The organism is Enterococcus sp. R12 (genome assembly GCF_058135755.1).
Genome location: NZ_CM176874.1, coordinates 3,215,313 through 3,240,136, shown reverse-complemented (window position 1 = coordinate 3,240,136; position 24,824 = coordinate 3,215,313). Strand labels below are relative to the sequence as shown.

Genomic DNA, 24,824 nt, shown 5'->3' with positions numbered 1-24,824 from the left:
CGTTGACAGAAAGCCGTAATTAGGCGAATCGGAGGAAAAGAATGACTTTACAAGTAGCGAATGTGACAGGCGGTTATAACCAGCTGCCAGTCTTAAAAAATATTGATTTTACGATCGGCGATGGTGATCTCGTTGGTCTGATTGGCTTGAATGGGGCAGGGAAGAGCACGACGATCAAAGAAATCATAGGGTTACTGCAACCTCACAGCGGGACGATCACGATCGATGGCTTGACCTTGAAGGAGAACCCAGAGCAATACCGCAAACAAATCGGGTATATTCCCGAAACCCCATCTTTATATGAAGAATTGACCTTAAGAGAGCACATTGAAGTGACAGCGATGGCCTATGATCTTCCGCAAGAAGAAGCCATGAAGCGAGCGGAGCGTTTATTAAAAACCTTTCGTTTAGAAAACAAACTCGATTGGTTCCCAGCAAACTTCTCAAAAGGGATGAAACAAAAAGTCATGGTGCTGTGTGCCTTTTTGATTGAGCCAAGCGTCTACATCATTGATGAACCTTTTCTAGGATTAGATCCTTTAGCGATCAATGCGTTATTGGAACTGATGAATGAGATGAAACAAACCGGGGCATCAATTTTGATGTCCACCCATATTTTAGCAACCGCAGAGAAGTATTGTGACAAATTCATCCTACTGCATAACGGTGAGATCCGCGCACAAGGGACATTGGCGCAGCTAAGAAGCCAATTTCAAGCACCAGAAGCCTCCCTTGATGATCTGTACCTCGCACTGACAAAGGAGAGTCAAGCATGAAGCAGTTTTTCTCGCAACGCTTACAGCGGCATCAAAAACAGATGACACGCTATTTGCGCTATGTCTTCAATGATCATTTTGCTTTGATCAGCACCTTCTTAGTGGGAGGTCTGGGGCTGTATTATTCAGAATTGCTAAAAACATTGCCGCGGCCGTTTCCATTAGGCGGCATCATCGTGGTCGCTGTTTGGCTCTTCGTTTTACCGCTGGGACGCTTAGCGACACTGACGAAACCGGCAGATTTGATTTTTCTGTTAGCCAAAGAAGGGCAAATGAGAAGTTACCTCAGTCAAGCCCTGCGTTATTCCCTCTGGCTGCCCTTTGGGGTCTTATTTTTAGCCGTAGGAGCAACGATGCCTTTAGTCGTGGTCACAGCAAACAGTACATTTGCTTCCTTTCCCTTCTTTTTAGGAATGATGTGGCTGTTAAAACTGGGTGATCTTTCACTGCAGCGGATTCGGTTGTATCAAGAAACACAGCAGCAAGTCAAACAGCAGCGAGGAATCTGGTTCGCCAGTGCGTTAGCTGCCACACTTGCCAGTATTTATGTAGCACCTTGGCTAGGGTTGGTGATCAGTATCCTCCAAGCAATCTGGTTCCTCTTTGGCGTGAAATCTAATCGTCAGCTCTTGGATTGGGACTATATGATCCAAGCCGAGCAATTGCGCTTATTACGGATCTATCGATTTATCAACTTGTTTACAGATGTTCCCCAAATCACGACGGAAGCCAAACGACGCAAATACCTCGACTGGTTGCTGGCAAAGATCAAACCAGCCCAAAGCAATACGTATCTTTATCTTTACTTGCGCCGAGTGATTCGTGGTGGGCAATACGGCGGTCTTTATGTCCGATTATCCTTGATTGGTGGCTTCGTCTTATTCTTTGTCGATGAGCTTTGGATCAGTCTGCTGATCGGCTGCTTGTTTCTTTATCTGATCGGTTTCCAACTGATCCCTTTGATCAATGAATTTCAATACATGGTTTTGACCCATTTGTATCCCGTGCCAGAAAAACAAAAAGCCGCAGCAATCAAAAAAATTATCGGGTCACTTTTGCTTGTGACGACTGTTTTTTTCGGCGTGATCTGTTGCTTGCGCTTGCCCGTTGTTTGGCAAGGGGGCATCGCTTTTGTGGGCTTCTTCCTCTTTGCGGGTCTTTTTTTAGGCATCTACTTGCCAGGGCGATTAAAGAAAATGCACGCCTGATCCTCAGGAAACCTCTCTTACAAAAAGCGAACGCATATGCGCTTGACGGCAACCCTTTAGGAAGCTAGAATAAGAGGTACTGCGAAATAAGGAGAGAAGCTAGGATGGATATTCGCTTGGATCAAGATTGGCGTATGCGGCCGATCAAAGGCGACACCGGGAAAGCCTATATCGGGCTCAAGGACAACGACAAAGTCTTTATCAAACGAAATACGACCCCGATGCTTGCGGCACTCTCTAAAGAGGGCATTGCACCCAAACTCGTCTGGACGAAACGGACGGGGAATGGGGATACGCTCTCCGCACAAGAATGGCTGGATGGACGGGTCTTAGATCCCGATGAGATCGGCCAAAGAAATGACGTCATTGATGTGTTGTATCACTTGCATCATTCAAAAACGCTGGCACAGATGCTAAGCAAAATCGGCGGACAAGTCAGATCGCCTGAACAAATGCTGATGGATTATCAAGATCAGCTGCCTTCTGCGGTGGCTCAAAACCGTTTTATTCATTTGGTTACCGAGTATTTAAAAGCCAATATTCCAGCTTTTGACGAGCAAAAAGCCGCGGTCGTCCATGGCGATGTCAATTATCGAAATTGGCTGGTTTGTCAAAACTATTTGTATTTAGTCGATTGGGATTCCGTGATGTTTGCAGATCCAGCAATCGATATCGGGACTATTTTAGGTCACTATGTGCCGCTATCCAGCTGGTCCCATTGGCTGGTGCGATACGGTATCCATAGCAGCAGCGAAGTGATCGAAAAAATTTATTGGTATGCATTGTTGAGTATGCTGCAAGAGGTCAAAAAATATTATCTGCGGGGCGATTACAAAGCCATGAATGCAGAGATTTTACAATTAAAACGAATTTATAGTGAATGAAGAGAAGATGGAGCGAGGCAATTTGGTTCCATCTTGTTTTTTCGGAAAGGAAGAAACATGAGAGTAAGAAAACGTGCAGGTGCAAAAGAGCTGATTGAAGCTCATCCACAATACGTCGTTGCAGAGCCTACCGAATGGAAAGGGCGTTGGCATGAACGCTTTGGCAATGATCATCCGCTACACATCGAGATCGGCATGGGAAAAGGTCAATTTATTACGGAAATGGCGAAAGCTCATCCCGAAATCAATTATATTGGGGTAGAGATGCAGATCAGTGTCGTTTCGATCGCACTGGATAAAATGATCGAGCAGGAGATCCCAAACTTGCAGCTGCTGCATGTGGATGGTTCGGCTTTGACCAACTATTTTGAAGACAATGAAGTAGACCAGATCTATTTGAATTTTTCTGATCCATGGCCTAAGAAGAAGCATGAGAAGCGCCGTTTGACTTCTAAAGCCTTTTTAGCGGTGGACGAGCAAATTTTACGACCTAATGGCGAAATCCATTTCAAAACGGACAACCAAGGATTGTTTGAGTATTCCTTAGCGAGCTTTTCTCAATATGGCATGATCATCAAACAAGTTTGGTTGGACCTGCATAACAGTACCTTTGAGAACAATATCATGACGGAATATGAAGAAAAATTCTCAAGCCGCGGGCAGCGAATCTATCGGGTGGAAGCCCAATTTGTGGCAAAAGACCCGCAGGAATAAAGAAGAGACGAAAGACGAAGCAAATTTGCTTCGTCTTTTTTTTCTATTCTCAAAAGGCTTGCGTATTTCTTTTTAGGAGGGATAAGTCGTGGATATTCAAGCATTCTCAGATGAGTTGATTCACTATGGCAGACAAGAACGCATGCAGGATCTGGCCATTTTGCCGAGCGGTACACAGATGGAGGTGTTTTTCAGTAAAAGCTATCTCAGAAAGACCTATCAAGTACTGACCAACGAAGAAGCCCAGCAGCTGATCACTCGCTTCAAATTTTTAGGAGGAATGGAGGTGGGAGAACGACGCAAAGCTCAGTTAGGAGCAGTCAGTTATCCGTTAGGCGATCAGCTGCAGCGGCTGCGCATCTCCACAGTCGGTGATTACCAAGGGCGTGAAAGTCTCGTGATGCGGTTTCTTTATCCTTTGACTCAGGAGCACCTGCGCTATTTTTTTGCAGAAGACGTCCAGCAGATCCAACAGGCAACCAAACAAAGAGGGCTGTATTTGTTTTCTGGCCCCACTGGCTCAGGGAAATCGACCCTCATGTATCAATTAGCTCGGGCAACCAAGGGGCAAATCATTACCATCGAAGATCCTGTGGAGATCGAGGAGCCGCGCTTTTTACAGCTGCAAACCAATTTGAAGATCGAACAAGACTATGATGAATTGATTCGCTTGTCCTTGCGGCATCGTCCAGACCTGCTTTTGATCGGCGAGATTCGTAACAAAGAAACGGCGCAAGCCGCTGTACGAGCCGCTCTGACAGGTCACCGAGTATTTGCCACGATCCATGCCCGAGGTGTAGCAGAAACCAAGACGCGGCTGCTGGAATTGCTCGGGACAGACGATCGTCTGGCACATGCGCTGCAAGGGATCATTTATCAGCGATTGTTGCCAAATGAAGCGAATGAACCTCATGGATTGCTGGCATATCACTTTTATGAGGGGCAAGTGGAAAAACAGTGGCAGCAGGTATTAAAACAAGTGAAAGAAAGTGGGTGGATCAGCGATGAAGTTTATGAAAAAGAAGCCCCAGCTACCACGCCGTGCGACTGAAGCCCTCTTAGTCACCTTCACGGTGTTATTGGAGAGTGGCTTTTCCCTACAAGAAAGCCTCCAAGTGCTGCTGCGCAGCCGCCAGTTTTCTGAACCTGTGATCGAACAGCTAATTGTCCATCTCGCCCAAGGGCAAAGCTTTGCAGCAGCGGTAGCGCCGTTGTCGTTATCGGCTACTGAAAAAAGTCAGCTTCATTTAGCAGAAAATCATGGGGATCTCACGGCGACCTTGCGGCGGATGGTCGACTACCATAAATTGGTCAACAAGCAAAAACAGCTGCTGTACAAAGTAGCTGCCTATCCGCTTTTGTTACTGGTCTTTTTAATAGCTGCGCTTTTTGGGATGCACCGCTTTTTATTGCCCCAATTGCTAGCCTCTGGCATGATCGACGAAGGTCATTGGGGCATTCGCGCCATCACTTGGGCACCAACAGTACTTATCCTCTTCTTGTTGTTAAGTGTGCTGCTTTTTGTGATCAGCCGCTGGGTCTTTGCCGGCCGCACTGCCTTGCAAAAAGCTGTGTTTTTCAGCCACCTGCCATTGTTCGGAGCATTGTACACGAGTTATCACACGAGTTTTTTCGCATTGGAATGGGGCAAGTTGTTTCAGCAAGGGTTAGATATCCAACAGATCATCGAGTGTATGGAGCACACCAATAAAGCTACCTTGATCCAAGAATTAGCACGAGAACTGCGAGTGACATTGACACTTGGGGGCGAACTCCCAGAAAAACTTCGTCATTTCTCGTTTCTCACACCCGAATTTTCTTTGATCGTCTTTCAAGGAGAAGTACGAGGAAAGTTAGGAGAAGAGCTTTTTTTATACAGTCAATTATTGATGGAACGCTTGTTTCAACGAATCGAAAAAGCCATTCACTGGGTTCAGCCTCTGATTTTTTTGTTGGTTGCTTTAATGATCGTTGGGATCTATGCCGCTATGTTTTTACCAATCTATGGAAATATCCAAGGAGTGATCGAATGATAGAAAAGAAAGTAGCATCTCCTCGCAAGCAGGGGATTTGGCGTGTCAAAAAAGGCTTTACATTGGTTGAAATGCTAGTCGTTTTATTAGTGATCAGTATTTTGGTTTTGTTGTTTGTCCCAAATCTTGCCAATCAAAGAGGAATCATTGATGAGAAAGGAAATGCGGCGATCGTGAAAGTAGTGGAAACCCAGATCGAACTCTTTCGTCTAAATGAAGATCGGGTGCCTTCGAAAGAAGAATTGATTGCAGAAGGGTATGTATCTGAGGAACAATATGCGATTTATGAGCAGAGAAAGTGAGAACAATGGCACTAGGGGATTTTCTGGGTTTACCTTGATGGAAAGTCTCTTGGTACTCTTGGTCAGTAGTCTCTTTCTCTTTTTCCCCGTCGTGGCTATCGAGTACTATCAACGATCTGCGGAAGTTTTCGGCTTTTGTGCTCGCTTAGAAAAAGGACTCTATACCTTGCAGCAATCGGCCATCATCGATAACACACAAACCCGAGCAATCTATCAAGCAGAGCCAACACCAACTGTTTCATTTTACGGCGCTGCAACTGAGCCAGTCACCAAGATCGACGTTCCTCCTCAACTAGCGATGCAGGCGTTTCCCGATATTCTTTTTAGTAGTCAATCCGGCAACAACAGCAGTCTGCGAAGGATCATTTTCTATTGGCAGGAGAAAAAGCAAACCATCAGCTATAAGTTTTTATTTGGGAGTGGCCGTTATGAAAAAATCGTTGAATAGTGGGTTCATCTTAGCAGAAAGCCTGATTGGCTTTGGGGTCTTGGCAACTTGTGTGTTACTGTTTTTAGCAATGCAGACCGCTTCACTGACGCAAAGTGCGGCATTGCAAGAAAAAGCCCAAATGCTGCGGGTGCTGTATGAAGAAGTCCAGAACCACTCCTTTGATGCGTCAACCATTACCTACACGACGCAGCGTCAGGCAGTCTATCAAGTTCGCTTTTGGCAAGCAGCGCAGCATCAACAAGCACGCATCCAAAGCTGCGAGCAGCTCTGGGAGATCGTGTATGAAGAGTAAAGGCTTTACTTTGTTGGAGTGTCTGTTGTCTTTATGGGTATTGGCGATCTGCTTATTGCTGATCAGCGGGATCGTTAAGCACCTCGCACCCGTCAATCAGCAGATCATGGCTCGCAAAGATCAAGAATGGCATGTGTTTTTGTTTCAGCTGGAACGGGAATTAAGTACCTGTACCTATCTATCGGTCAGTGAGACCACACTGTATTTGAGAAGCAGTCAAAATAATTCGGTCACCATCGATCGCATCAATCGCGTGCTGCGAAAGCGGGACAACAATGGGTATCAACCACTATTGACAGAAGTAACGGATGTGTCTTTTGAGAAAATTGGCGCAGCGATCCGCTTTACCGTTTCCTTTGAGAATGGAGAGCAGAAAATTGGACAATGGAAAATTCACACACAAGAGGCGGCATAAAGGCGGTATTTTACTCACAGCATTGTTGTTTGTGCAGCTGTTGAGCTTGATGTTATTGCTAGTGTTAGAAAACAGCCGCACAACAGCCCTTTTTTATACAAAAACCATTGAAACCTATGAAGCTCGCATCATGAGCGAACTGTTTCATGCGGAATTCTTGCAAAACGAATTGGCAGATCAAGGGTCACGACTTTATAATGTAGGAAAGTTGACCTATGAACGGCAAGGACAACTCTTACAGATCGAGTGCCATGTCAAAAGCCGCCGCTTTACATTTACCTTTTTGTTACCCGAAGAAGAGCCTGAAATAGACACAGATGACCAAGAAGAATAGTACAGGAAAAGGATGGTTGTTTCGACCATCCTTTTTCATACAGAAATAGAAAAAGAATGTTTACAGCTTCACAAATTATTCTAAACGAAAGCGATTGATTATTTTGGATGAATCGGCTAAAATTAAACAGGTATATATGTTGTTATAGTTTTGAAAAGAGGTGCAAGATGTCCGCAGAAAAAATGGAAACGTCTTTTCATTTGACCGTTGAAGCGATCCAACTGCTTCAAAACGCATTGGAAACGTCTTTTTTTGATGCTTACGTAGAGACGATCGAAAATTTTGTTGATCAATACCAAGTTCGCGTGATCGATGGGGTACCAGATGAAGCAACTGCTGCTCGTTTAGAAACCATCTATCAAGAAATTCGAGCAATGGAACTATCGGCAGAAGAAAAACGCAAGCTTGCGCAGTTGGTTTTGTTGAAAGGCAGCCAAACGGAGCGCCTGCAGGCCAATCACCAACTGACACCAGATAGTCTTGGGTTTTTATTCGTCTATTTGATCGAGCAGTTGAGTAGTGCCGACCAACCAGTGAAACTTCTTGATTTATCGGTAGGCATGGGGAATCTCTTATTGACAGTCTTGCTGAATCTGCAATTAGCGAAGCGTCCAGTAGAAGGAACCGGTGTGGATATTGACGAAACCTTGTTGGCGATCGCAGCTGCAACTGGCGAATGGACCAAAGCGCCCTTGCATTTGTTCCACCAAGATGGCTTGCAAGAGCTTTTGATCGAACCGATGGATCTGGCGATCAGCGATCTACCGGTGGGCTATTACCCACAAGATGACAAAGCCCGCAGCTTCATTACGGCGGCTCCAGAAGGGCACAGTTACGCCCATCATTTGTTGATGGAACAAGCGATGAACTATGTCAAAGCTGGCGGTTACGGTTTGTTCTTAGTACCAAGCAACTTCTTGGAAACGGAACAGAGTGAATTTTTGAAAAAATGGCTGAAAGAAAAGGTTTATTTGCAAGGAATGATTCAGCTTCCTGAAGAACTCTTTAAAAATGAACATTCACGTAAAAGTATTTTGCTTTTACAAAACCATGGAGGGACAAGCAAACAAGCAGACGAAGTCTTGCTGGTCAAGCTAGCCTCACTGAAAGAACCAAAGAACATCACAAAACTTTTTGAACAATTTGCGGCTTGGAAAGCAGCAAATCTGTAATATAATTCGGATAAGGAGATCATCATGTCAAAAACAATCGCAATCAATGCTGGAAGTTCAAGTTTAAAATGGCAATTATATCAAATGCCAGAGGAAACAGTTGTCGCTAAAGGAATCGTTGAACGAATCGGTTTGAAAGATTCTATCTTTACCATCAAATATGGGGAAGATCAAAAATTCGAACAAATCATCGACATCAACGATCACGAAGTAGCTGTAAAAATGTTATTGGATCAACTGATCGAATTAAACATTTTAGGTGCCTATGATGAAATCACTGGCGTCGGTCACCGCGTCGTTCACGGCGGAGAAGATTTCCCTGATTCAGTTGTGATCACAGACGAAGTGATGGAACGCATCCAAGCATTGGCTGAATTTGCGCCATTACACAACCCAGCAAACTTGATGGGGATCACTGCTTTCAAAAAAATCTTGCCAGAAATCATCAGTGTCGCTGTTTTTGATACTTCTTTCCATGCAACGATGCCAAAACACAATTATCTATACAGCTTGCCATTAGAGTACTATAACGAATTTAAAGTACGTAAATACGGCTTCCACGGTACAAGCCACCGTTATGTTTCTGAGCGTGCAGCAGAAATGTTAGGTAAACCAATCGAAGAATTAAAAATCATCACTTGCCATCTAGGGAACGGTGCGTCGATCACTGCGGTTGACGGCGGAAAATCAGTAGATACATCAATGGGCTTCACGCCATTAGCTGGTGTAACGATGGGCACACGTTCAGGTGACATCGATCCTGCTGTTTTGCCTTACTTAATGGAAAAATTAGATTTGAATATCGATGAAATGGTGGATGTTTTAAACAAAAAATCTGGTTTATTAGGTTTAACTGGTATTTCCAGCGACATGCGCGATCTAGAAGCAAACTACGACAAAGAAGAAGTCAAAGTTGCTTATGACGTCTTTACTGACCGCATCCGTAAATACATCGGTGGCTATGTCACAACTATGAACGGTGTTGATGCGATCGTCTTTACTGCCGGTATTGGTGAAAATGATGCCCACGTCCGCAGCGAAGTTATCAAAGGCATGACTTGGTTTGGTTGCGAATTAGATGCCGATCAAAATGCAAAACGCGGCGAAGAATTAGTGATCTCAACTGAAGAGTCAAAAGTCAAAGTACTTTTGATCCCAACAGATGAAGAATTAATGATCGCTCGCGATGTGGAACGTTTACGCGGCTAAGCGAAAACCTTCCTTAGAATAGAAGCTGAAACACATGCAAGAGAAATGCTTGCATGTGTTTTTTTGTAGGAAAGTCCGCAAAATGGGGCTAGAGAGAAAAATTGGTGAAGACCATTTTCTAATTTTTATAACAAAATATTTAATAATTATAAATACAGGAATTGTTTTATACTAGACTTATTTGGAACGTTTCTCATCATGTTTTCATTTTAATTTAAATTTCCCTCCTTTTTTACAAGATGTTCTCAGGGAAATACCCTTGTAAAAGTTGCCAAATGGGAATAAACTGGCATTTGTGAATTTTCAGAAAAATTCCGCTATTTTATTTTCATTAATTTTTATAAGGGGCCATTACATATGGAAAAAGAAAAAACATTCTTAGGTCAGCCGCGAGGGCTGTCGACTTTATTCTTCACGGAAATGTGGGAACGATTCAGTTATTATGGTATGCGGGCGATTTTGGTGTACTTCATGTACGATGCAGTTGCCAACGGCGGCTTAGGGTTGCCAAAAGGAACGGCTGTATCGATCATGTCGATTTACGGTTCCTTAGTGTATATGTCAAGTATTGTTGGCGGCTGGATCTCGGACCGTCTGTTAGGATCAAATAAATCCGTCTTTTACGGTGGGATCTTGATCATGTTAGGACACATCGTTTTGTCAACACCTTTAGGGATTCCAGCGTTGTTTGTGTCCATGATGCTGATCGTCATCGGAACCGGACTCTTGAAATCCAACGTGTCGGGTATGGTGGGGCATTTATACAGCAAAGACGATATCCGTCGGGATGCTGGTTTCTCGATTTTCTACATGGGGATCAATATTGGCGGCTTGTTAGCACCGATCATCGTCGGGATCTTAGGACAAGAGGTCAACTACCACTTAGGCTTTTCGATTGCTGCTATCGGAATGTTCATCGGTTTGGTGCAGTATTATGTGCAAGGAAAAACCACGTTGAAAAGTGTAGCGATCGCGCCAACGAATCCCTTATCGGCAGCCGAAAAGAAAACCTTCTTCCGAGCAGTCGTTCTGGTTCTTCTCGCATTGGCAGTGTTGTTTGGTGCAGCAGCTGCAACTGGCCATCTGACGGTTGATTTCTTCATCAACTTTATCAGTGTTCTAGGTATTTTCTTACCGATCTACTACTTTACCAAAATGCTGCGTTCGAAAGATGTCACACCAGATGAAAAGAAAAAAGTGTTGGCCTACATTCCGCTGTTTTTGTCAGCGATCGTCTTTTGGTCATTGGAAGAACAAGGCTCATCGATCTTGGCACTGTTTGCCGCTGACCGTACGCAATCAACGTTATTCGGCATCAATATTCCAGCAAGTTTGTATCAAACCTTAAATCCACTTTTTGTCGTCTTACTGACACCTGTCTTTGTCTGGTTGTGGACCAAACTAGGCTCTCGTCAGCCACGGACAGAAGTGAAGTTTGCCATCGGTTTAGTCTTAGCCGGTTTGTCCTTTCTATTGCTAATGCTGCCAAGCCTCTTGTTTGGAGTAGAAGAACGGGTCAGCCCATTATGGTTGGTATTGAGCTTCTTCATCATGATTGCAGGGGAAATGTGTCTTTCACCGGTGGGCTTGTCGGTGACGACCAAACTAGCGCCGAAAGCCTTCGAAGCACAAACCTTGGCGATTTGGTTGTTAGCAGACGCTTCTTCACAAGCCATCAATGCGCAAATCGCTCGGTTCTATACACCGCAAACAGAAGGGATGTACTATGGCATCGTCGGCGGAGTAGCCGTTGTTGTCGGCATCATCTTGTATTTAGCTAGAAAACCGATCCGCAACTTGATCGGCAACATTCATTGATCAAAAAATAAAAACTTGATTTTCCGCCTATGCATGGATTGAATAACCCATGCATACGGTAGGAAAATCAAGTTTTTTTGTTGCGAATCAATCTCTTAGTCAATCAAGGGGCTCAGGGACTGGCGCGTGATCTGCTGCTGTGCAATGACCAGGGCTTCTTGGAAGTGCTGCTGTAAAAAGTAGCGGTCATGGCTGACCGCCAACAGGGTCCCTTGATAATCTTGCAGCATTTCTTCAATTTCTTCTCGGGCATAGCTGTCGAGGTGATTGGTTGGTTCATCCAAAATCAGGACGTTGATTTTTTCTAAGAAGAGTTTCAGTAACGCCAAACGGATTTTTTCACCACCAGATAAATCTTTGATTCGTTTGGCCACATCACTTTGATAAAACCCACTTTTGGCCAATTGCCGACGAGCAGCCTCTTCGTTTCCTGTCAACGTCTGTACGTAGGCCAACAAGCGACTCTCAGGATCGGCAAACTGCAGCTGTTGGGGCAAATAGCCGATTTGTAAGCTGCTGCCGCGCTTGATAGTGCCGCCGCTAGGAAGCTCCTCACCGAGAAGTAATTTGAGTAAGGTTGATTTTCCGGTACCATTGTCGCCGATGATGGCTAGATGCTCCCCACGGTAGATTGCAAAACTACTGTCTTTGAATAGGAGCTGATCGGCATATTGCTGGTGCAAGTCGCGAACGATGAACACCTCTTTGCCTGATTTTCCGCCATTTGCCAAGCCTTGCAGCCGATTTTTCGGGGGCGCTGGCGGTTTGACCAGTGTAAGTTTCGCTAGGCGGCGTTCCAATTCTTTGGCTTTTTTGAAGAAGGATTCATTGTCTCCTTCATGGCCCCACTGACGAAACCGACGAATCATGACTTTCAGCCGCTGGACTTCTTTTTGCTGCAGTTCGTAATTTTTGGTCAGCTCCGCCAAGCGAGCTTCTTTTAAGACACGAAATCGGCTGTAATTTCCAGGATACTCAACCAAGGCGCCTTCTTCCAGTTCCCAGGTTTTGGTGGTGACTTGATCGAGAAAGTGCCGATCGTGCGAAACGACTAGAACCGCTTTTTTCGTATTCTGTAAATAATTTTCCAACCAGCGAATACTGGAAAGATCCAAGTGATTGGTTGGTTCATCCAGTAACAGCAGGTCAGCATCGGCAACTAACACTTTGGCTAAAGCGACTTTGACCCGTTCACCGCCGCTAAGCTCTGTTAAGCGTGCGTTCTGTCGATGGGGAATTCCTAAGCCTTGTAAGATCGCGGAAATTCTGTCTTCCAATCCATAGCCGCCCAGCTCTTCAAAGCGCTGCTGCAGCTCGCCATAACGGATCAGACACTTCTCTAAATCAGTATCGGGTTCTGCCATCAAGGCTTCGTAATGGCTCATTTGCTGTTTGAGTTCTTGAATGGTAGCAGCAGAATGGAGCAGGTAGTGGGTAACGGTTGCTTCAGAAACTGTCAGCTCTTGCTCGACCGTCCCGATCCTCAAGCCTTTTTGGCGGCTGATAACGCCGCTATCGACGCCTTCACTGCCAGTCAAGATTTGTAAAAAGGTTGATTTGCCCGTTCCGTTGATGCCGACTAGGGCAATTTTTTCCCCAGCTTCGATTTGGCAGGCTAACTCCTCAAATAACGGATTCCCGCCGATGGTTTTTTTAATAGCAATTGCTTGTATAATCATGATCTCTCTCCTTGAGACCACTCAAAAAGGCCATGGATACCCATGGCCATCGTTATTTAAACTCAGATTTTCTTGAGAAAAATACCTTGAGATGGCCATTGATTTTACGTGAATTTCACTGTTTTGGACAGACTCGTCCCGTCAACAGCAACTGTAAAACCAATTGCATGGCTAAATGCGATATGGTATCGTTGGTAATTTTCATTACTTGTTATTTTAGTCATGCGCATCATGGTAGTTTTCCCTCCTTTGTGTCTTTGTCTTTTCAGTGTACCTGAAAGTATCAGAAAGTTCAACCAGTACTGGCGGTTTCTTAGCGTTCCTCGATGCGTAATTCTGTCAGGGAGCTTTCTTTCATCTGTCCGATGACTAATGGAACGGTCTCATGAACCACATCGCTGTATTCTAAGCCGAACCAGCGTTCAGGTGAAATGGTATGGCGTTTGATAAAAAGCTTCGTCTGCATGACTTGCTTCTGCCATTTGCTTAATGCAGTTGCATTCGACAGCTCTTCTTCGATCATCACGAATTGGAAATCGCCCACATTGCGTCCAGGCGTTAAGGAGTAGCGTTGCGGCTGCAGCGGCAAGCGACCATCTTTCATTAATTCTTGAATGATTTGGCGAATGTAGAGATTGACTTCTTGCGGCACCCGAAAGCCGAGATAAAGCTTTAGTTTAACGATAAAATCGGTATCTGCCATCGAAACTTCATATTTTTTCGTATAGGGTTCATCGGTGACTTCCACATTGACGAACCAATACACTTTGGCACGTTTTGGCCGTTTGTCTAAAATGGAATAGATGAACTGCTGACCGATCTGATCGTCTTGCAGTTTAGGAACCATGAAGACGACGTTCGTCTGAGATAAGGGCAAAGAATCATCTTCCCGCAACTGTTTCAATTGAGGGATGTAGGTAGAAAGCGCAACTTCTTCGGCAGCATTTTCTTGAATACGATTGCCCCATTCCCAAATCAGCATCACGCCGATGATCACGCTGGCTAACAAGATGGCAACGTAACCGCCATGGAAAAATTTGGTCGCACTGGAGATAAAGAAAATCCCCTCGATCGCTGCAAAAAAGAGCGTGATGAATGGTGCCAAGAAACGGGTCTTCTTGTTTTGATGCAAGTAGAAATACAGCAAAATAGTGGTCATCAACATCGTTACCGTAATGGCCAATCCATAAGCAGCTTCCATCCGAGTAGAGGTCTGGAAGAACAAGACCACGCCAGAACAGGCGATCCACAGCAAGGTGTTCAAGGCAGGAATGTACATTTGCCCGATAGACGCCCCCGGATAGATGATTTGCATCCGCGGCAATAGTTTCAACTTGATGGCTTCAGAAACCAAGGTAAAGGAGCCAGACAGCAGGGCTTGCGAAGCAATGATGGCAGCGAGTGTGGCAAAGCTGACGCCAAAGACTGTCCACCCTTGCGGCAACGCTTGGAAGAATGGATTCAAGTTTTCGATTTCTTGATAAGTCGGGTTTTGATAGACTTGCAGCAACCACGCAGCTTGACCAAAGTAATTCAGCATCAAGCAGATTTTGATATAGGGCCAGCTGGCATAAATGTTTTTCTTGCCCACGTGACCTAAGTCTGAGTAGAGGGCTTCCGCACCAGTCGTTGCCAAAAAGATATTGCCGAGAATAAAGAGACCGGCACTGTTATCGGGACTAAAGAGCAGATTGATTGCATAACGGGGATCAAGGGCGCGAATCACCGAAAGGTCACCAGCAAAGTTCATCACACCGACGATGCCTAAGAAGGTGAACCAGCCTAGCATGATCGGTCCGAAGGCTTTGCCGACAAACTCAGTCCCAAAACGCTGCAGGGCAAAGAGGACCAATAAGATTGCTAAGGTGATGCCGACGATGATCGATTGATCATTGCCGAAGCGATCAAAAAAGACTGGAATCCCCCGTAATCCTTCGATGGCAGTGGTCACCGTCACGGCTGGCGTCAACACGCCATCTGCTAGCAGGGCTGCGCCCCCGATGATTGCTGGAATAATCAAATAGCGGCTGTTTTTACGAACGAGAGTATAAAGGGAGAAAATCCCGCCTTCTCCATGATTATCCGCGTTTAATGCGATCAAGACGTACTTGATCGTCGTTAACAGCGTTAGCGTCCAAAAGACGAGCGAGACGCTGCCTAAGATAAAATCGGGTGTTAAGGTGCGTAGTCCGCCATTGTCCTCCACCAAGGCTTTCATTACGTAAAGCGGGCTCGTACCGATATCACCGTAGACCACCCCCATGGCGACTAAAAGTCCGCCGGCGGTCACTTTTTTCATTTTACTTGAACTCATTGACTGTTTTCCCTCCATTTTAAACTGCAAAAAGACCTAAGCGGCCCCTTGCCACTTAGGTCTTGCAAGAAACATCTTAAACCAGCGGATTCCCGCTTGCTGTTGATCTAAGATCATGGAACGATCCATGTGCTACTCCCCTAAAGTGCTCTTATTATCTTTGTTTTTACAGCTCCTGTCAATTGATTTGTTAAAAATGGCAATAAACATTTTTCATTTCCTGCTTTTCAGCGTAAGATAACAATAGGTATGGAATAAGGAGGCAGGAAAATGATTGAGATCAAAAATCTGACGAAACAGTATGGACCAAAAAAAGCGTTGTCTGATCTTTCCCTGACGATCCGTCAAGGGGAGATCTTTGGCTTTCTGGGACACAATGGAGCAGGGAAGTCTACCACGATCAAAAGCTTAGTGAGTATTTTGCAACCGACGAGTGGGGAAATCTATTTTGATGACCAATCCCTCGTGGAACATCGCGAAGCGATAAAAAAACAAATTGCTTATGTGCCGGACACGCCAGATTTGTTTTTACAGCTAACGGCAGGGGAGTATTGGGACTTGATTGCCGCCGCGTATGAGGTGCCAGCAGCGGAAAAGGCCGAGCGTTTGCAAAAATTAGGGCGCTTGTTTGATATGCTGTCTCATGAAGAAGAGACCATCGCCAGCTTTTCCCATGGAATGCGGCAAAAAACGCTGCTGATTGGGGCATTGATCCCCGATCCAGACATTTGGATCTTGGACGAACCGTTGCAAGGCTTAGATCCTCAAGCGGCGTATGATTTAAAAGAAATGATGAAACAGCATGCTGCCAAGGGCAAGACCGTGATTTTTTCCACCCACGTTTTAGACACCGCCCAGCAGTTGTGTGATCAATTGGCGATTTTGAAAAAAGGCGAGCTGCTGTACAATGGCTCAGTGGCAGATTTGCTGGCACAGCATCCGTCGCTTTCTTTGGAAACGATCTATCTGCAAATGACTGGGAGAAGTCAAGAAGAAGCGATTCTTGCAGAAGCGGAGGAAGCGTAGATGCGAAAACAACAATTTCTGACTCTGACCTCCGTTAATTTGCGGTATGCCAATCCCCAACTGACAGACAAAGCTCGCAAAAAAGGCAAGGCTGGTTCGACCTTGACCAGTTATTTGTTGTTTCAATATGCGTTTTCTGGGGTAGTGTTTCTGCTAGTCTATGGGTTGACGATGATCACATTGGATTTTAGTCAGATGCCAGGCTTTTTTACCGCTTATGTCGCTTTGTTCGGGATCTTAGGCTTTTCCCAAGGGATTTCGTCCATTTACAATGTCTTTTTCGAGAGTCAAGATCTGCCAGCGTATTTGCCGCTGCCCTTTCGACAGAGTGAAATTTTTCTGGCAAAGATCGTGGTGGTATTTCTCACCGTTGCGCCGTTTATTTTTCCTCTGTTGGTCTTATTTCTCCTGACAGGGATTCGGGCAAATGTCTTTTTCTTGCTGACGATCTTATGGGCATTCTTGCTGTTCGGCTTATTTTTAGTCTTGATCTTCAGCATTTGTAGCTTGATCGTCTTCAGTCTGACACGAACGAAGTTTTTCTTGAAGCATAAAAAATTGGTCACTAGTTTATTGCTAGGCGTGACGATGCTGGTTGTTGTGATCGGGGTCTTAATGATGAATCAGGTGAATACTTATGAGACAGACGTGGTAGATCGGGGAGCGATCAGCTTTTTATTGCCCTTTTATTATGTGATGGTGGCACCGTTTCAAACGAATGGTTTGCTTAGCTTGCTAGGGATCATCGCCACAGCAGGCGTGCTGCTTTTTGCCCTCTATCGATTGATCTTGCCGAAGTTTTATGAGCAAGTGGCAGCCGCGGCGCCCAACCAAGGGAGTGTTCGTCGGAAGCATAAACCCAATCAAGGCTTGGGACAGCTGTTGTTTAATTACAATTCGCAGTTGATCCGAGATCCGAATTTGATCATGCAAGTCTTTTCTTCTTCGTTGCTGATGCCCATCATTTTCTTAGTGTCCTTTGTGTTTACAGGAGCGATTCAGTTAAGTGAATTGGATGAGCGGTTTATCGGTGTCGTTTTTGTGGCGGGGATCGCCTTGGCAGCATTGATGGTCAACCCGACTTCTTTTATCAGTAATTTGATCTCACTGGATCAGGAGAATTTCTTGTTTGTCCGCTCCTTGCCGCTATCGATGAAGCGCTACTTGCGGGAAAAATTCCGCTTTGGCGTCGTTTTGCAGCTGAGCTTAACGGCAGTCATCGTGCTGGCAGCAGTCCTTCTATTCAGAATGCCGCTGATTTTGGCTGTCTCTTTTCTAATCGGGGCACTTTGGAGCAGTTTTCTTTTGTGCTTGAAATATTTTGCTCGTGATTATCGGCTGCTGCTTTTGGATTGGACCAACATCAGTCAATTGTTTACGAGAGGGGCGGGGAGTCTTGGGTTAGCCATTGGAACGATCGCAACGCTGTTTCTTTCCATCATTGTTATCATCCTTTACGGCTTTGCTGCGACTTCGGTTGATTTTTGGTTATTGAATGGTCCGGTTTTCTTTGTGATCCTCTTGACCAGCTTCCTTTGGATAGCCCATTATCACCATAGATTTTGGCGTCGTTTTTCCTAAGGGAAGCGACGCTTTGCTTTTTTTATTTAAGGATGGGCAAATTAACTATTTATTCAGAAAATTCAGAAAAACTATTTACAATCAAGCGGAAACATGGTTAGATAGGAGTACCTATTACTTTGCTTTCATTTTTTGCTGTACAAGTTTGGATAACCGACTTGTCAAAGAGCTGTGACCAAAGTCAAAAAGACCAATGAGACCTGAGCGCTCGTTGCCTCTTTTGCTTTTGTCACGGTTTTTTTTGTACAAAAAAACCTGCCAAGCAGCGGCAGGTCGTCTCACTATTAAGCTTTCGTGTGGTCTTTTGCTGGGACTTTGTTTTCTAGGTCTGTCCGTACAACTAACACATCACAGCCGGCATGGCGAATGACATATTCAGAAACGGAACCGATAAAGATTCGTTCCACGGCATTTAAACCAGTGGCACCGATCATAATCAAATCGATGTCGTGATCTTCGGGCAATTGTTTGGCAATGATCGGTTTTGGCGAGCCGTATTCGATCACCGTTTTGACCGCAGTTACTTGATGCTTGCGGGCATAATCCTCATAGTCTTTCAAGGTTTGTTTGGCCATTTCGGTTGCTTGTTCAGCAAGCATGCCGTCAAAAGAAGAAACGGTTTGAAAGGCACGAGTGTCGATCACATGTGCTAGAACCAATTCAGAATCATTCCGCTGTGCCACGTTCACGGCTTTTTTGAAGGCTAATTCTGACTCGCTAGACCCATCGACGGCTACCATGATTCGTTGATATTGTTGTAACATAAGAAACACTCCCATCTGTTATCTTCTACTTTTATTGTAATGCTTTTTTCTGGAAAAAGAAAACCTAATCTTTCTTTTTTTTCATTTTTTGTGCCAGCAAGATGCTGAAAGATGCGGAAGAGAGCAGCAATAAAGCCAAATAAAACAAGGCAATCAGCTCCTTATCGACAAAGCCCACAACCAATGCCACCACGCCTAAAAGGAAATGAATGAGACTATAGGTTTTTAAGAAGACCTTATTCGCCTCGGTGGTAGGGATCAAAGTGAAAAAAATCGCTTGTTTGGCATAAAGCAAATAACTGGTGCCGAATAATACGAGTGCCACGATCGTAAATAATAGAAGAATCATAAACATACGCCATCCTGTCCTAAGTTGATAAGTTTAGTATAGCGAACCCTAGAAAGAATAGCAAAAGCCACCCTTACTCTGATGTCAGGCAAGGACGTTTCACTGTTGCTATCAGTTAGAAAACGCAAAAAAGCCATCTGTTAAAAACAGATGGCACATTCTAAAAAGAATGGGTAATATCCGTTGATGCCGTTCTTTTTCCCATAGTATTGATCCCGCAAATTCTAGCAGGTGGGTTCCACGGTCTAAGCTTCGAACTACCAAAGGAAAAGGCATGTTACCAGCATTGACACAAGACGGATCCCAAGATATCAATAAAAATGTTCGGTCAACACACAAAAGGGACAACTCGTACATCACAGAATTCCCACCCTTATAGTAGCATAGGAATGACGAAGGTGCAATAAAGTTGTTTGAAAACGATACCAAAAAGTTACTATTTTTTCTAAGCACCTAGTTTTTTTTCTTTCGCTGCTGCAATTGTTGGTACCGTTGACCTAAGGCTTGCTCATATTTACCAGTGGCTTTTGGTTGGTAATAATGAGTATTTTTCAGCTTATCAGGTAAGTATTGCTGATCGACCCAGGCATCATCAAAATTATGTGGGTATTGATAGCCGACACCCCGATTCAAGCTTTGGGCACCCTTGTAATGACTGTCTCGTAAATGATCCGGGACATCGCCAGCTTTACCGCTGCGAATATCTGCGATCGCTGCATCCAATGCCATGTAGGCAGAGTTGGATTTTGGTGACAGACATAGATCGACCACTGTATCGGCTAACGGAATCCGAGCTTCTGGCAAGCCCAAGCGTTCAGCGGCTAACACAGCATTGACGGTTCGAGCAGCGGCTGCTGGGTTAGCTAAACCAATGTCTTCATAGCCGATGACCATCAAGCGCCGACAAATGATCGCCAGATCGCCTGCCTCTACTAAACGACCCAAGTAATGCAGCGCACCATCCACATCACTGCCGCGAATCGATTTTTGAAAAGCAGAGATCACATCATAGTGTGCATCCCCATCTTTATCGTGGGTCAATGCTTTACGCTGGACGCACTCTTCGATGATCGCTAAGGTCAAATGAATAATGCCATCTGGTCCTTTTGGGGTGGAACGAGCAGCGAGCTCTAAGCCGTTTAGCGCACTTCGTAAATCGCCGTTGGTCGCTCGCGAGAGATGCAAGCGGGCATCATCGGTCAATACGATGGTTTCTGATCCAAGTCCGCGAGTTTCATCTGCTAAGGCTTGATCAATGGCGGTCAAAATGTCTTCTTCTTGGAGCGGTTTGACTTCAAAAATCTGTGTCCGACTGCGAATCGCTGGATTGATCGTAATGTAGGGATTTTCCGTCGTGGCACCGATCATAATGATCTTGCCGCTTTCTAAATGGGGCAGTAAAAAGTCTTGTTTTGTCTTGTCTAGTCGATGGACTTCATCAAGCAGTAAAATGACAGTACCGCTCATTTTGGCTTCCTCTGCCACGATCTGCAGGTCTTTTTTTGTATCTGTGGCGGCGTTCAGCATGCGAAACGCATAGCGTGTCGAGCCGGCGATTGCACTGGCAATGCTGGTTTTTCCGGTTCCCGGCGGTCCGTATAGGATCATCGAAGAAAGCATTTTGGCTTCGACCATTCGGCGAATGATTTTCCCCGGGCCAACCAAATGCTGCTGTCCGACGACTTCATCTAAGTTCCGTGGCCGCATTCGATAAGCAAGTGGCTGCTGCATAAAACGATCCTCTCCTTTTCCTGTAAGTATAACATAAGAACGTATATTCTCATAAACAAGCTGATTTGCGTCTTTACAGAAACAAAAGGGCGCTTATTTTCCACTCAGTCAGCAAAAATCAGGTTCGTTGAAAAGAAATCGTTGAGATCGTCGTAACTCTGTAGTCAAAGATAGTAAGTTCGCCGAGAATTGTGTAGAATAAAGAGGGTGATGAGAATGGATGAATTAATGGCACTTTTTGCGACACAGCCGACAACGACCATCGCACGTGCCTTATTAGGAATGTATTTGGAACATGAGACCCCAGAAGGAACAGTAGGTGGGTATATCGTGGATTGTGAAGCGTATCTAGGTCCCGATGATTTGGCGGCTCATAGTGTGGGCATGCGAAACACACCAAGGGTTCGGGCGATGTATCAGGAACCAGGTACGATTTATTTATATACGATGCATACGCATCGAATCGTCAACTTTATTACGCAGCCAAAAGGCATCCCGCAAGGAATCATGATTCGCGGGCTAGAACCGGTGGATGGGATCGCCTTGATGGAACAACAACGACAAAAAACAGGACCGGATGTAGCCAACGGCCCCGGGAAACTGGTACAGGCACTGCAGATCCCCGCTGAGCTTTATGGAGAATCGATTTTTACAAGCCCACTGCATTTGGTTCCTGAGCGCCGACGTACCCCAAAAGAAATTTTGGCATTGCCTCGGATCGGTATCCCAAATAAAGGGGAATGGACCCAGATGCCGCTTCGTTTTGCGGTGGCTGGCAATCCGTATTTGACAAATATACGAAAAACCGCTGTTCAGCAAGACCATGGATGGTGTTAAGAAAGAAGGAATAGTGATGGCGAAAGAAACGATATTGACTTACTTAGATCAGCGATTAACGAAAAAAATCACCGACTATGATGTGGCGATCGATTGGGATGCCAAAAATCATACGATCGAATTGGTGCTGCGCTTGTTTGCCGAAAATCCTCACCACGTGCAGATCGACGATGCGCAAGGTGTGGCATCAGAAGAAGCGATCATTGAATTTGAAGATGTGATTTTGCTGTATGATCCACAAAAATCAACGTTTGATGAAGAAGATTATTTAGCGACGATCCCTTATGCAGGGAAAAAAGGGATCCAAAAAGCCTTGTTAGACGGATTGGTTGATTACATTCAAGAAATTTTAGAAGAAGGCCAAAGCGATCTACTTGATTTCTTGAACGATGACAGTGAAGAAGCGATCTTTGAATTGCGATTCAACGAAGAAGAATTTGTGGAGAAAATGACGAACTATCAAGCGGGAGCTGGGGAAACCATGATCCCGTACCCTAGTTACTAAGGAGAACGAACATGAAATGGAATGAAGTAACCGTAGCGACAGCTAGCGAAGCAGTGGAAGCAGTCGCCAATATTTTAATGGAACACGGAGCAAGTGGGGTAGCGATCGAGGACGTTTTAGATATCGAAAATTTTAAAAGCGATGCGTATGGCGAAATTTTGGATAAAGAAACCTATACGACCTTAGAAGAAGGCGCCCAAGTCAGTGCCTATTTCCCAGAGACGATCTTTTTACCAGAAGTGCTGCCGACGATCAAAGCAGCCATCGACCGTCTGCCAGAATATGGTTTGGCGATCGGCAAAAACACCATCACAACGAGCGAGGTCGTGGAAGAAGCATGGGCGACGGCCTGGAAAAAATATTACCATCCAGTCCGTATCTCCCGCTATCTGACGATCGTGCCGAGCTGGGAAAACTATCAACCGCTGCAAGAAGAGGAAAAGATCATCACCCTTGATCCGGGGATGGCTTTTGGAACCGGCACGCATCCTACGACACGCTTGACATTACAAGCCCTAGAAGTCTACTTGCGAGGCGGTGAAACCGTCTTAGATGTCGGGACGGGCTCAGGCGTGTTGAGTATCGCCAGTAAATATTTAGGTGCCAAAGACGTGTTCGCTTATGATCTAGATGAAGTCGCTGTGAGGTCCGCCCAAGAAAATATGGCGATGAACCCCATTGCTCACGATGTGACCGTGCAGGCCAATGATCTCTTGCAAGGAGTGACGGTCCCTGCTGATCTTATCGTTGCCAATATTTTAGCGGACATCATTTTATTGATGATCCCTGATGCGTGGCGTCTATTGAAGCAAGAAGGGACCTTGATCGTTTCTGGGATCATTGAGACGAAAAAACAATTAGTGATCGATGCCATGATCGCACAAGGCTTTGAGATCGATCAATTGTTCAATCAAAAAGACTGGTATGCGATCGCCTTTAAAAAACCAGAGGTAGAGTAAGATGCAGCGATATTTTTTACAGGAGCCTTATGAAGCAAAAGCGGTGTTTGCCGTTTCGGGAGAACCCTTCCACCATATGATCCGAGTGATGCGCATGACTCCCGGGGCAAAAGTCGGTTTAGTGTTTGAGGATCATTTGGCGATCATTGCCAAGATCAAAGAAGCCGATGAAGAAACGGTGTACTTAGAGGAAGTCGAAAAAGAACAGCAGGACAAGGAATTGCCGCTGCAGGTCACGATCGCTAGCGGCTACCCGAAAGGCGACAAGCTGGACTTGATCGTTCAAAAAGGAACGGAGCTGGGGGCGGCAGCCTTTATCGGTTTTCCTGCACAAACTTCGGTCGTGAAATGGGATCAAAAGAAATTACAGAAAAAGCAGCAACGGCTGCAAAAAATCGCCCAAGAAGCGGCGGAGCAATCCCAACGGCAGATCGCGCCAGCCATCACGCTGCTGGATAACGCCAAAGCATTTTGGCAAAGCCTCAGTCAGTATGATGCGGTCCTAGTGGCTTATGAAGAATCAGCCAAACAAGGAGAAGCAGCGATGCTGCTGCAAGTGATCACCGCATTGCCTGTTGGCAGCAAAATTTTAGCGATCTTTGGTCCAGAAGGCGGTCTGACCCCCTCCGAAATCGAAGAAGCCCAGCAAAACAACGCCAAATTATGCGGGTTAGGCCCTCGAATTTTACGAACAGAAACAGCACCGTTTTATTTTTTAAGTGCTGTCAGTGTGCTAACGGAATTAAAGAGGATGTGAGTTGATGAATAAGAACCAAGAAGCAATCAGTGTCCGTTTGTTGACGGCCGATCTGACCGACTGGGTCTTGAAGGATTTTATCAATCAATATAAGACGACCTTAAAGGAAGTCGTCGTTTTGCCTAGTGCCATTCGGCGAGCGAAAATCTTGGCACAAGGCTCTTCCCTACAAATCGGCGCAGTGATCGATTACCCCCTTGCCCAAGGAACACTGGCAAAGGTGGCGTTTGAAATTGGTCGGGCGTTTATGGAAGGCGCCGATTTTTTGGAAGTCTGGCTGCCAGCTTCTTCCTTCATGGAAAATGATCGTGGCTTTGCGGAGCTGACTGAAACGATCCGCTCCTTGACCTTGACAGGAGGAGAGATCCGCTTAGCTGTGCAAACCGAGATCATGAATGAATTGACGAAGATCCAAGTAGCACAACGCTTGAAAGAAGAAGCTTGGCCAAAGATTGTGTTAGGGCAAAAACAACCACTAGCAGAAGCATTGCATGACGTGAGCTTGTTTTCCTTAGATGGCGGCAGTCAACTGTCGATCCAGATCAATCCTGACACAGTAGATGAACAAGCGCTGCAATCACTAAAGGCTGCTGGCGCTGAGAAAATCGGGCTTTCGTATCATGTTTTTGAAGAATTGCTTAAGGACCAGCCGTCGCCCGATGTGCTTTGAACAACAGCGATTGAAAAATAGCTGAAAAATTTGTATAATAATAC

Annotated in this window: 27 protein-coding genes and 1 other RNA gene; 21 read left to right on the top strand and 7 right to left on the bottom strand. The window is 45.3% G+C overall.

The window, feature by feature from the left end; translation table 11 throughout:
* Positions 1–41: 41 nt before the first annotated feature.
* From ACTW1R_RS15005 to ACTW1R_RS14940, 14 genes are all read left to right on the top strand, one after another.
* Positions 42–776, top strand: a complete 735-nt coding sequence (locus ACTW1R_RS15005) for an ABC transporter ATP-binding protein (protein ID WP_271813696.1) — start codon at positions 42–44, stop codon at positions 774–776.
* A complete protein-coding gene (locus ACTW1R_RS15000; protein WP_167821397.1) occupies positions 773–1,984 on the top strand; it encodes an ABC transporter permease in 1,212 nt (403 codons plus the stop codon). Before ACTW1R_RS15005 ends, ACTW1R_RS15000 begins: the two co-directional genes overlap by 4 nt.
* Positions 1,985–2,088: 104 nt before the next feature.
* Positions 2,089–2,868, top strand: a complete 780-nt coding sequence (locus tag ACTW1R_RS14995) for a phosphotransferase family protein (RefSeq protein WP_005227730.1) — start codon at positions 2,089–2,091, stop codon at positions 2,866–2,868.
* 57 nt (positions 2,869–2,925) lie between these two features.
* Complete coding sequence (trmB, locus tag ACTW1R_RS14990) at positions 2,926–3,582, top strand: tRNA (guanosine(46)-N7)-methyltransferase TrmB (protein ID WP_015510485.1); 657 nt, start codon at positions 2,926–2,928, stop codon at positions 3,580–3,582.
* An 88-nt stretch (positions 3,583–3,670) separates the two neighbouring features.
* Positions 3,671–4,633 (top strand): competence type IV pilus ATPase ComGA, encoded by a 963-nt coding sequence (gene comGA, locus ACTW1R_RS14985; protein WP_167821399.1) that lies wholly within the window; start codon positions 3,671–3,673, stop codon positions 4,631–4,633.
* Positions 4,587–5,615 carry a competence type IV pilus assembly protein ComGB gene (comGB, locus tag ACTW1R_RS14980; protein WP_167821400.1) on the top strand — a complete coding sequence of 343 codons (1,029 nt, stop codon included), beginning with the start codon at positions 4,587–4,589 and terminating at the stop codon, positions 5,613–5,615. Before comGA ends, comGB begins: the two co-directional genes overlap by 47 nt.
* On the top strand, positions 5,612–5,917 hold the full coding sequence (gene comGC / locus ACTW1R_RS14975) for a competence type IV pilus major pilin ComGC (protein WP_015510483.1): 306 nt from the start codon (positions 5,612–5,614) through the stop codon (positions 5,915–5,917). The genes comGB and comGC overlap by 4 nt, the downstream gene beginning before the upstream one ends.
* Positions 5,901–6,365: a competence type IV pilus minor pilin ComGD gene (gene comGD, locus ACTW1R_RS14970; protein WP_016609962.1), complete on the top strand. Its 465-nt coding sequence runs from the start codon at positions 5,901–5,903 to the stop codon at positions 6,363–6,365. Before comGC ends, comGD begins: the two co-directional genes overlap by 17 nt.
* On the top strand, positions 6,346–6,660 hold the full coding sequence (locus ACTW1R_RS14965) for a PilV family protein (protein WP_015510481.1): 315 nt from the start codon (positions 6,346–6,348) through the stop codon (positions 6,658–6,660). The genes comGD and ACTW1R_RS14965 overlap by 20 nt, the downstream gene beginning before the upstream one ends.
* Positions 6,650–7,075: a competence type IV pilus minor pilin ComGF gene (gene comGF / locus ACTW1R_RS14960; RefSeq protein WP_005227741.1), complete on the top strand. Its 426-nt coding sequence runs from the start codon at positions 6,650–6,652 to the stop codon at positions 7,073–7,075. The genes ACTW1R_RS14965 and comGF overlap by 11 nt, the downstream gene beginning before the upstream one ends.
* The gene (comGG, locus tag ACTW1R_RS14955) at positions 7,038–7,409 is read left to right on the top strand and encodes a competence type IV pilus minor pilin ComGG (protein WP_015510479.1); all 372 of its coding nucleotides are present in this window, start codon (positions 7,038–7,040) and stop codon (positions 7,407–7,409) included. Before comGF ends, comGG begins: the two co-directional genes overlap by 38 nt.
* 167 nt (positions 7,410–7,576) lie before the next feature.
* A complete protein-coding gene (locus ACTW1R_RS14950) occupies positions 7,577–8,581 on the top strand; it encodes a class I SAM-dependent methyltransferase (protein WP_008382040.1) in 1,005 nt (334 codons plus the stop codon).
* Between the two features lie 24 nt (positions 8,582–8,605).
* Positions 8,606–9,790: an acetate/propionate family kinase gene (locus ACTW1R_RS14945; protein ID WP_005233419.1), complete on the top strand. Its 1,185-nt coding sequence runs from the start codon at positions 8,606–8,608 to the stop codon at positions 9,788–9,790.
* A 357-nt stretch (positions 9,791–10,147) separates the two neighbouring features.
* The gene (locus tag ACTW1R_RS14940) at positions 10,148–11,608 is read left to right on the top strand and encodes a peptide MFS transporter (protein ID WP_167821401.1); all 1,461 of its coding nucleotides are present in this window, start codon (positions 10,148–10,150) and stop codon (positions 11,606–11,608) included.
* Between the two features lie 95 nt (positions 11,609–11,703).
* On the opposite strand, the gene abc-f is transcribed toward ACTW1R_RS14940, so the two are convergent.
* From abc-f to ACTW1R_RS14925, 3 genes are all read right to left on the bottom strand, one after another.
* Positions 11,704–13,287 (bottom strand): ribosomal protection-like ABC-F family protein, encoded by a 1,584-nt coding sequence (abc-f, locus tag ACTW1R_RS14935; protein WP_156236271.1) that lies wholly within the window; start codon positions 13,285–13,287, stop codon positions 11,704–11,706.
* A 104-nt stretch (positions 13,288–13,391) separates the two neighbouring features.
* Positions 13,392–13,520, bottom strand: coding sequence for a hypothetical protein (locus tag ACTW1R_RS14930; RefSeq protein WP_005233423.1), 129 nt, complete (start codon positions 13,518–13,520; stop codon positions 13,392–13,394).
* 80 nt (positions 13,521–13,600) lie between these two features.
* Positions 13,601–15,601 (bottom strand): KUP/HAK/KT family potassium transporter, encoded by a 2,001-nt coding sequence (locus ACTW1R_RS14925; protein WP_005227748.1) that lies wholly within the window; start codon positions 15,599–15,601, stop codon positions 13,601–13,603.
* Between the two features lie 270 nt (positions 15,602–15,871).
* Between ACTW1R_RS14925 and ACTW1R_RS14920 the strand changes: the two genes are divergently transcribed.
* Both ACTW1R_RS14920 and ACTW1R_RS14915 read left to right on the top strand, forming a co-directional pair.
* Positions 15,872–16,627, top strand: a complete 756-nt coding sequence (locus ACTW1R_RS14920) for an ABC transporter ATP-binding protein (protein WP_153883738.1) — start codon at positions 15,872–15,874, stop codon at positions 16,625–16,627.
* The gene (locus ACTW1R_RS14915) at positions 16,628–18,208 is read left to right on the top strand and encodes an ABC transporter (protein ID WP_167821402.1); all 1,581 of its coding nucleotides are present in this window, start codon (positions 16,628–16,630) and stop codon (positions 18,206–18,208) included.
* Between the two features lie 284 nt (positions 18,209–18,492).
* On the opposite strand, the gene ACTW1R_RS14910 is transcribed toward ACTW1R_RS14915, so the two are convergent.
* The 4 genes from ACTW1R_RS14910 to ACTW1R_RS14895 form a co-directional block, all read right to left on the bottom strand.
* The gene (locus ACTW1R_RS14910; protein WP_010749033.1) at positions 18,493–18,972 is read right to left on the bottom strand and encodes a universal stress protein; all 480 of its coding nucleotides are present in this window, start codon (positions 18,970–18,972) and stop codon (positions 18,493–18,495) included.
* A 64-nt stretch (positions 18,973–19,036) separates the two neighbouring features.
* On the bottom strand, positions 19,037–19,327 hold the full coding sequence (locus ACTW1R_RS14905; protein WP_010749034.1) for a hypothetical protein: 291 nt from the start codon (positions 19,325–19,327) through the stop codon (positions 19,037–19,039).
* A gap of 167 nt (positions 19,328–19,494) precedes the next feature.
* Positions 19,495–19,689, bottom strand: a non-coding RNA gene (gene ssrS / locus ACTW1R_RS14900) — 6S RNA.
* Positions 19,690–19,774: 85 nt separating this feature from the next.
* A complete protein-coding gene (locus ACTW1R_RS14895) occupies positions 19,775–21,052 on the bottom strand; it encodes a replication-associated recombination protein A (RefSeq protein WP_015510472.1) in 1,278 nt (425 codons plus the stop codon).
* A 216-nt stretch (positions 21,053–21,268) separates the two neighbouring features.
* Between ACTW1R_RS14895 and ACTW1R_RS14890 the strand changes: the two genes are divergently transcribed.
* The 5 genes from ACTW1R_RS14890 to ACTW1R_RS14870 are packed head-to-tail and all read left to right on the top strand — an operon-like array spanning position 21,269 to position 24,780.
* The gene (locus ACTW1R_RS14890) at positions 21,269–21,889 is read left to right on the top strand and encodes a DNA-3-methyladenine glycosylase (RefSeq protein WP_010749036.1); all 621 of its coding nucleotides are present in this window, start codon (positions 21,269–21,271) and stop codon (positions 21,887–21,889) included.
* A gap of 16 nt (positions 21,890–21,905) precedes the next feature.
* Positions 21,906–22,394, top strand: a complete 489-nt coding sequence (locus ACTW1R_RS14885) for a DUF3013 family protein (RefSeq protein ID WP_489927311.1) — start codon at positions 21,906–21,908, stop codon at positions 22,392–22,394.
* A gap of 11 nt (positions 22,395–22,405) precedes the next feature.
* Positions 22,406–23,353: a 50S ribosomal protein L11 methyltransferase gene (gene prmA, locus ACTW1R_RS14880; RefSeq protein ID WP_081116938.1), complete on the top strand. Its 948-nt coding sequence runs from the start codon at positions 22,406–22,408 to the stop codon at positions 23,351–23,353.
* Position 23,354: 1 nt separating this feature from the next.
* Positions 23,355–24,110 carry a 16S rRNA (uracil(1498)-N(3))-methyltransferase gene (locus ACTW1R_RS14875; RefSeq protein ID WP_167821403.1) on the top strand — a complete coding sequence of 252 codons (756 nt, stop codon included), beginning with the start codon at positions 23,355–23,357 and terminating at the stop codon, positions 24,108–24,110.
* 4 nt (positions 24,111–24,114) lie between these two features.
* Positions 24,115–24,780, top strand: coding sequence for a beta/alpha barrel domain-containing protein (locus ACTW1R_RS14870; protein ID WP_167821404.1), 666 nt, complete (start codon positions 24,115–24,117; stop codon positions 24,778–24,780).
* Positions 24,781–24,824 lie beyond the last annotated feature (44 nt).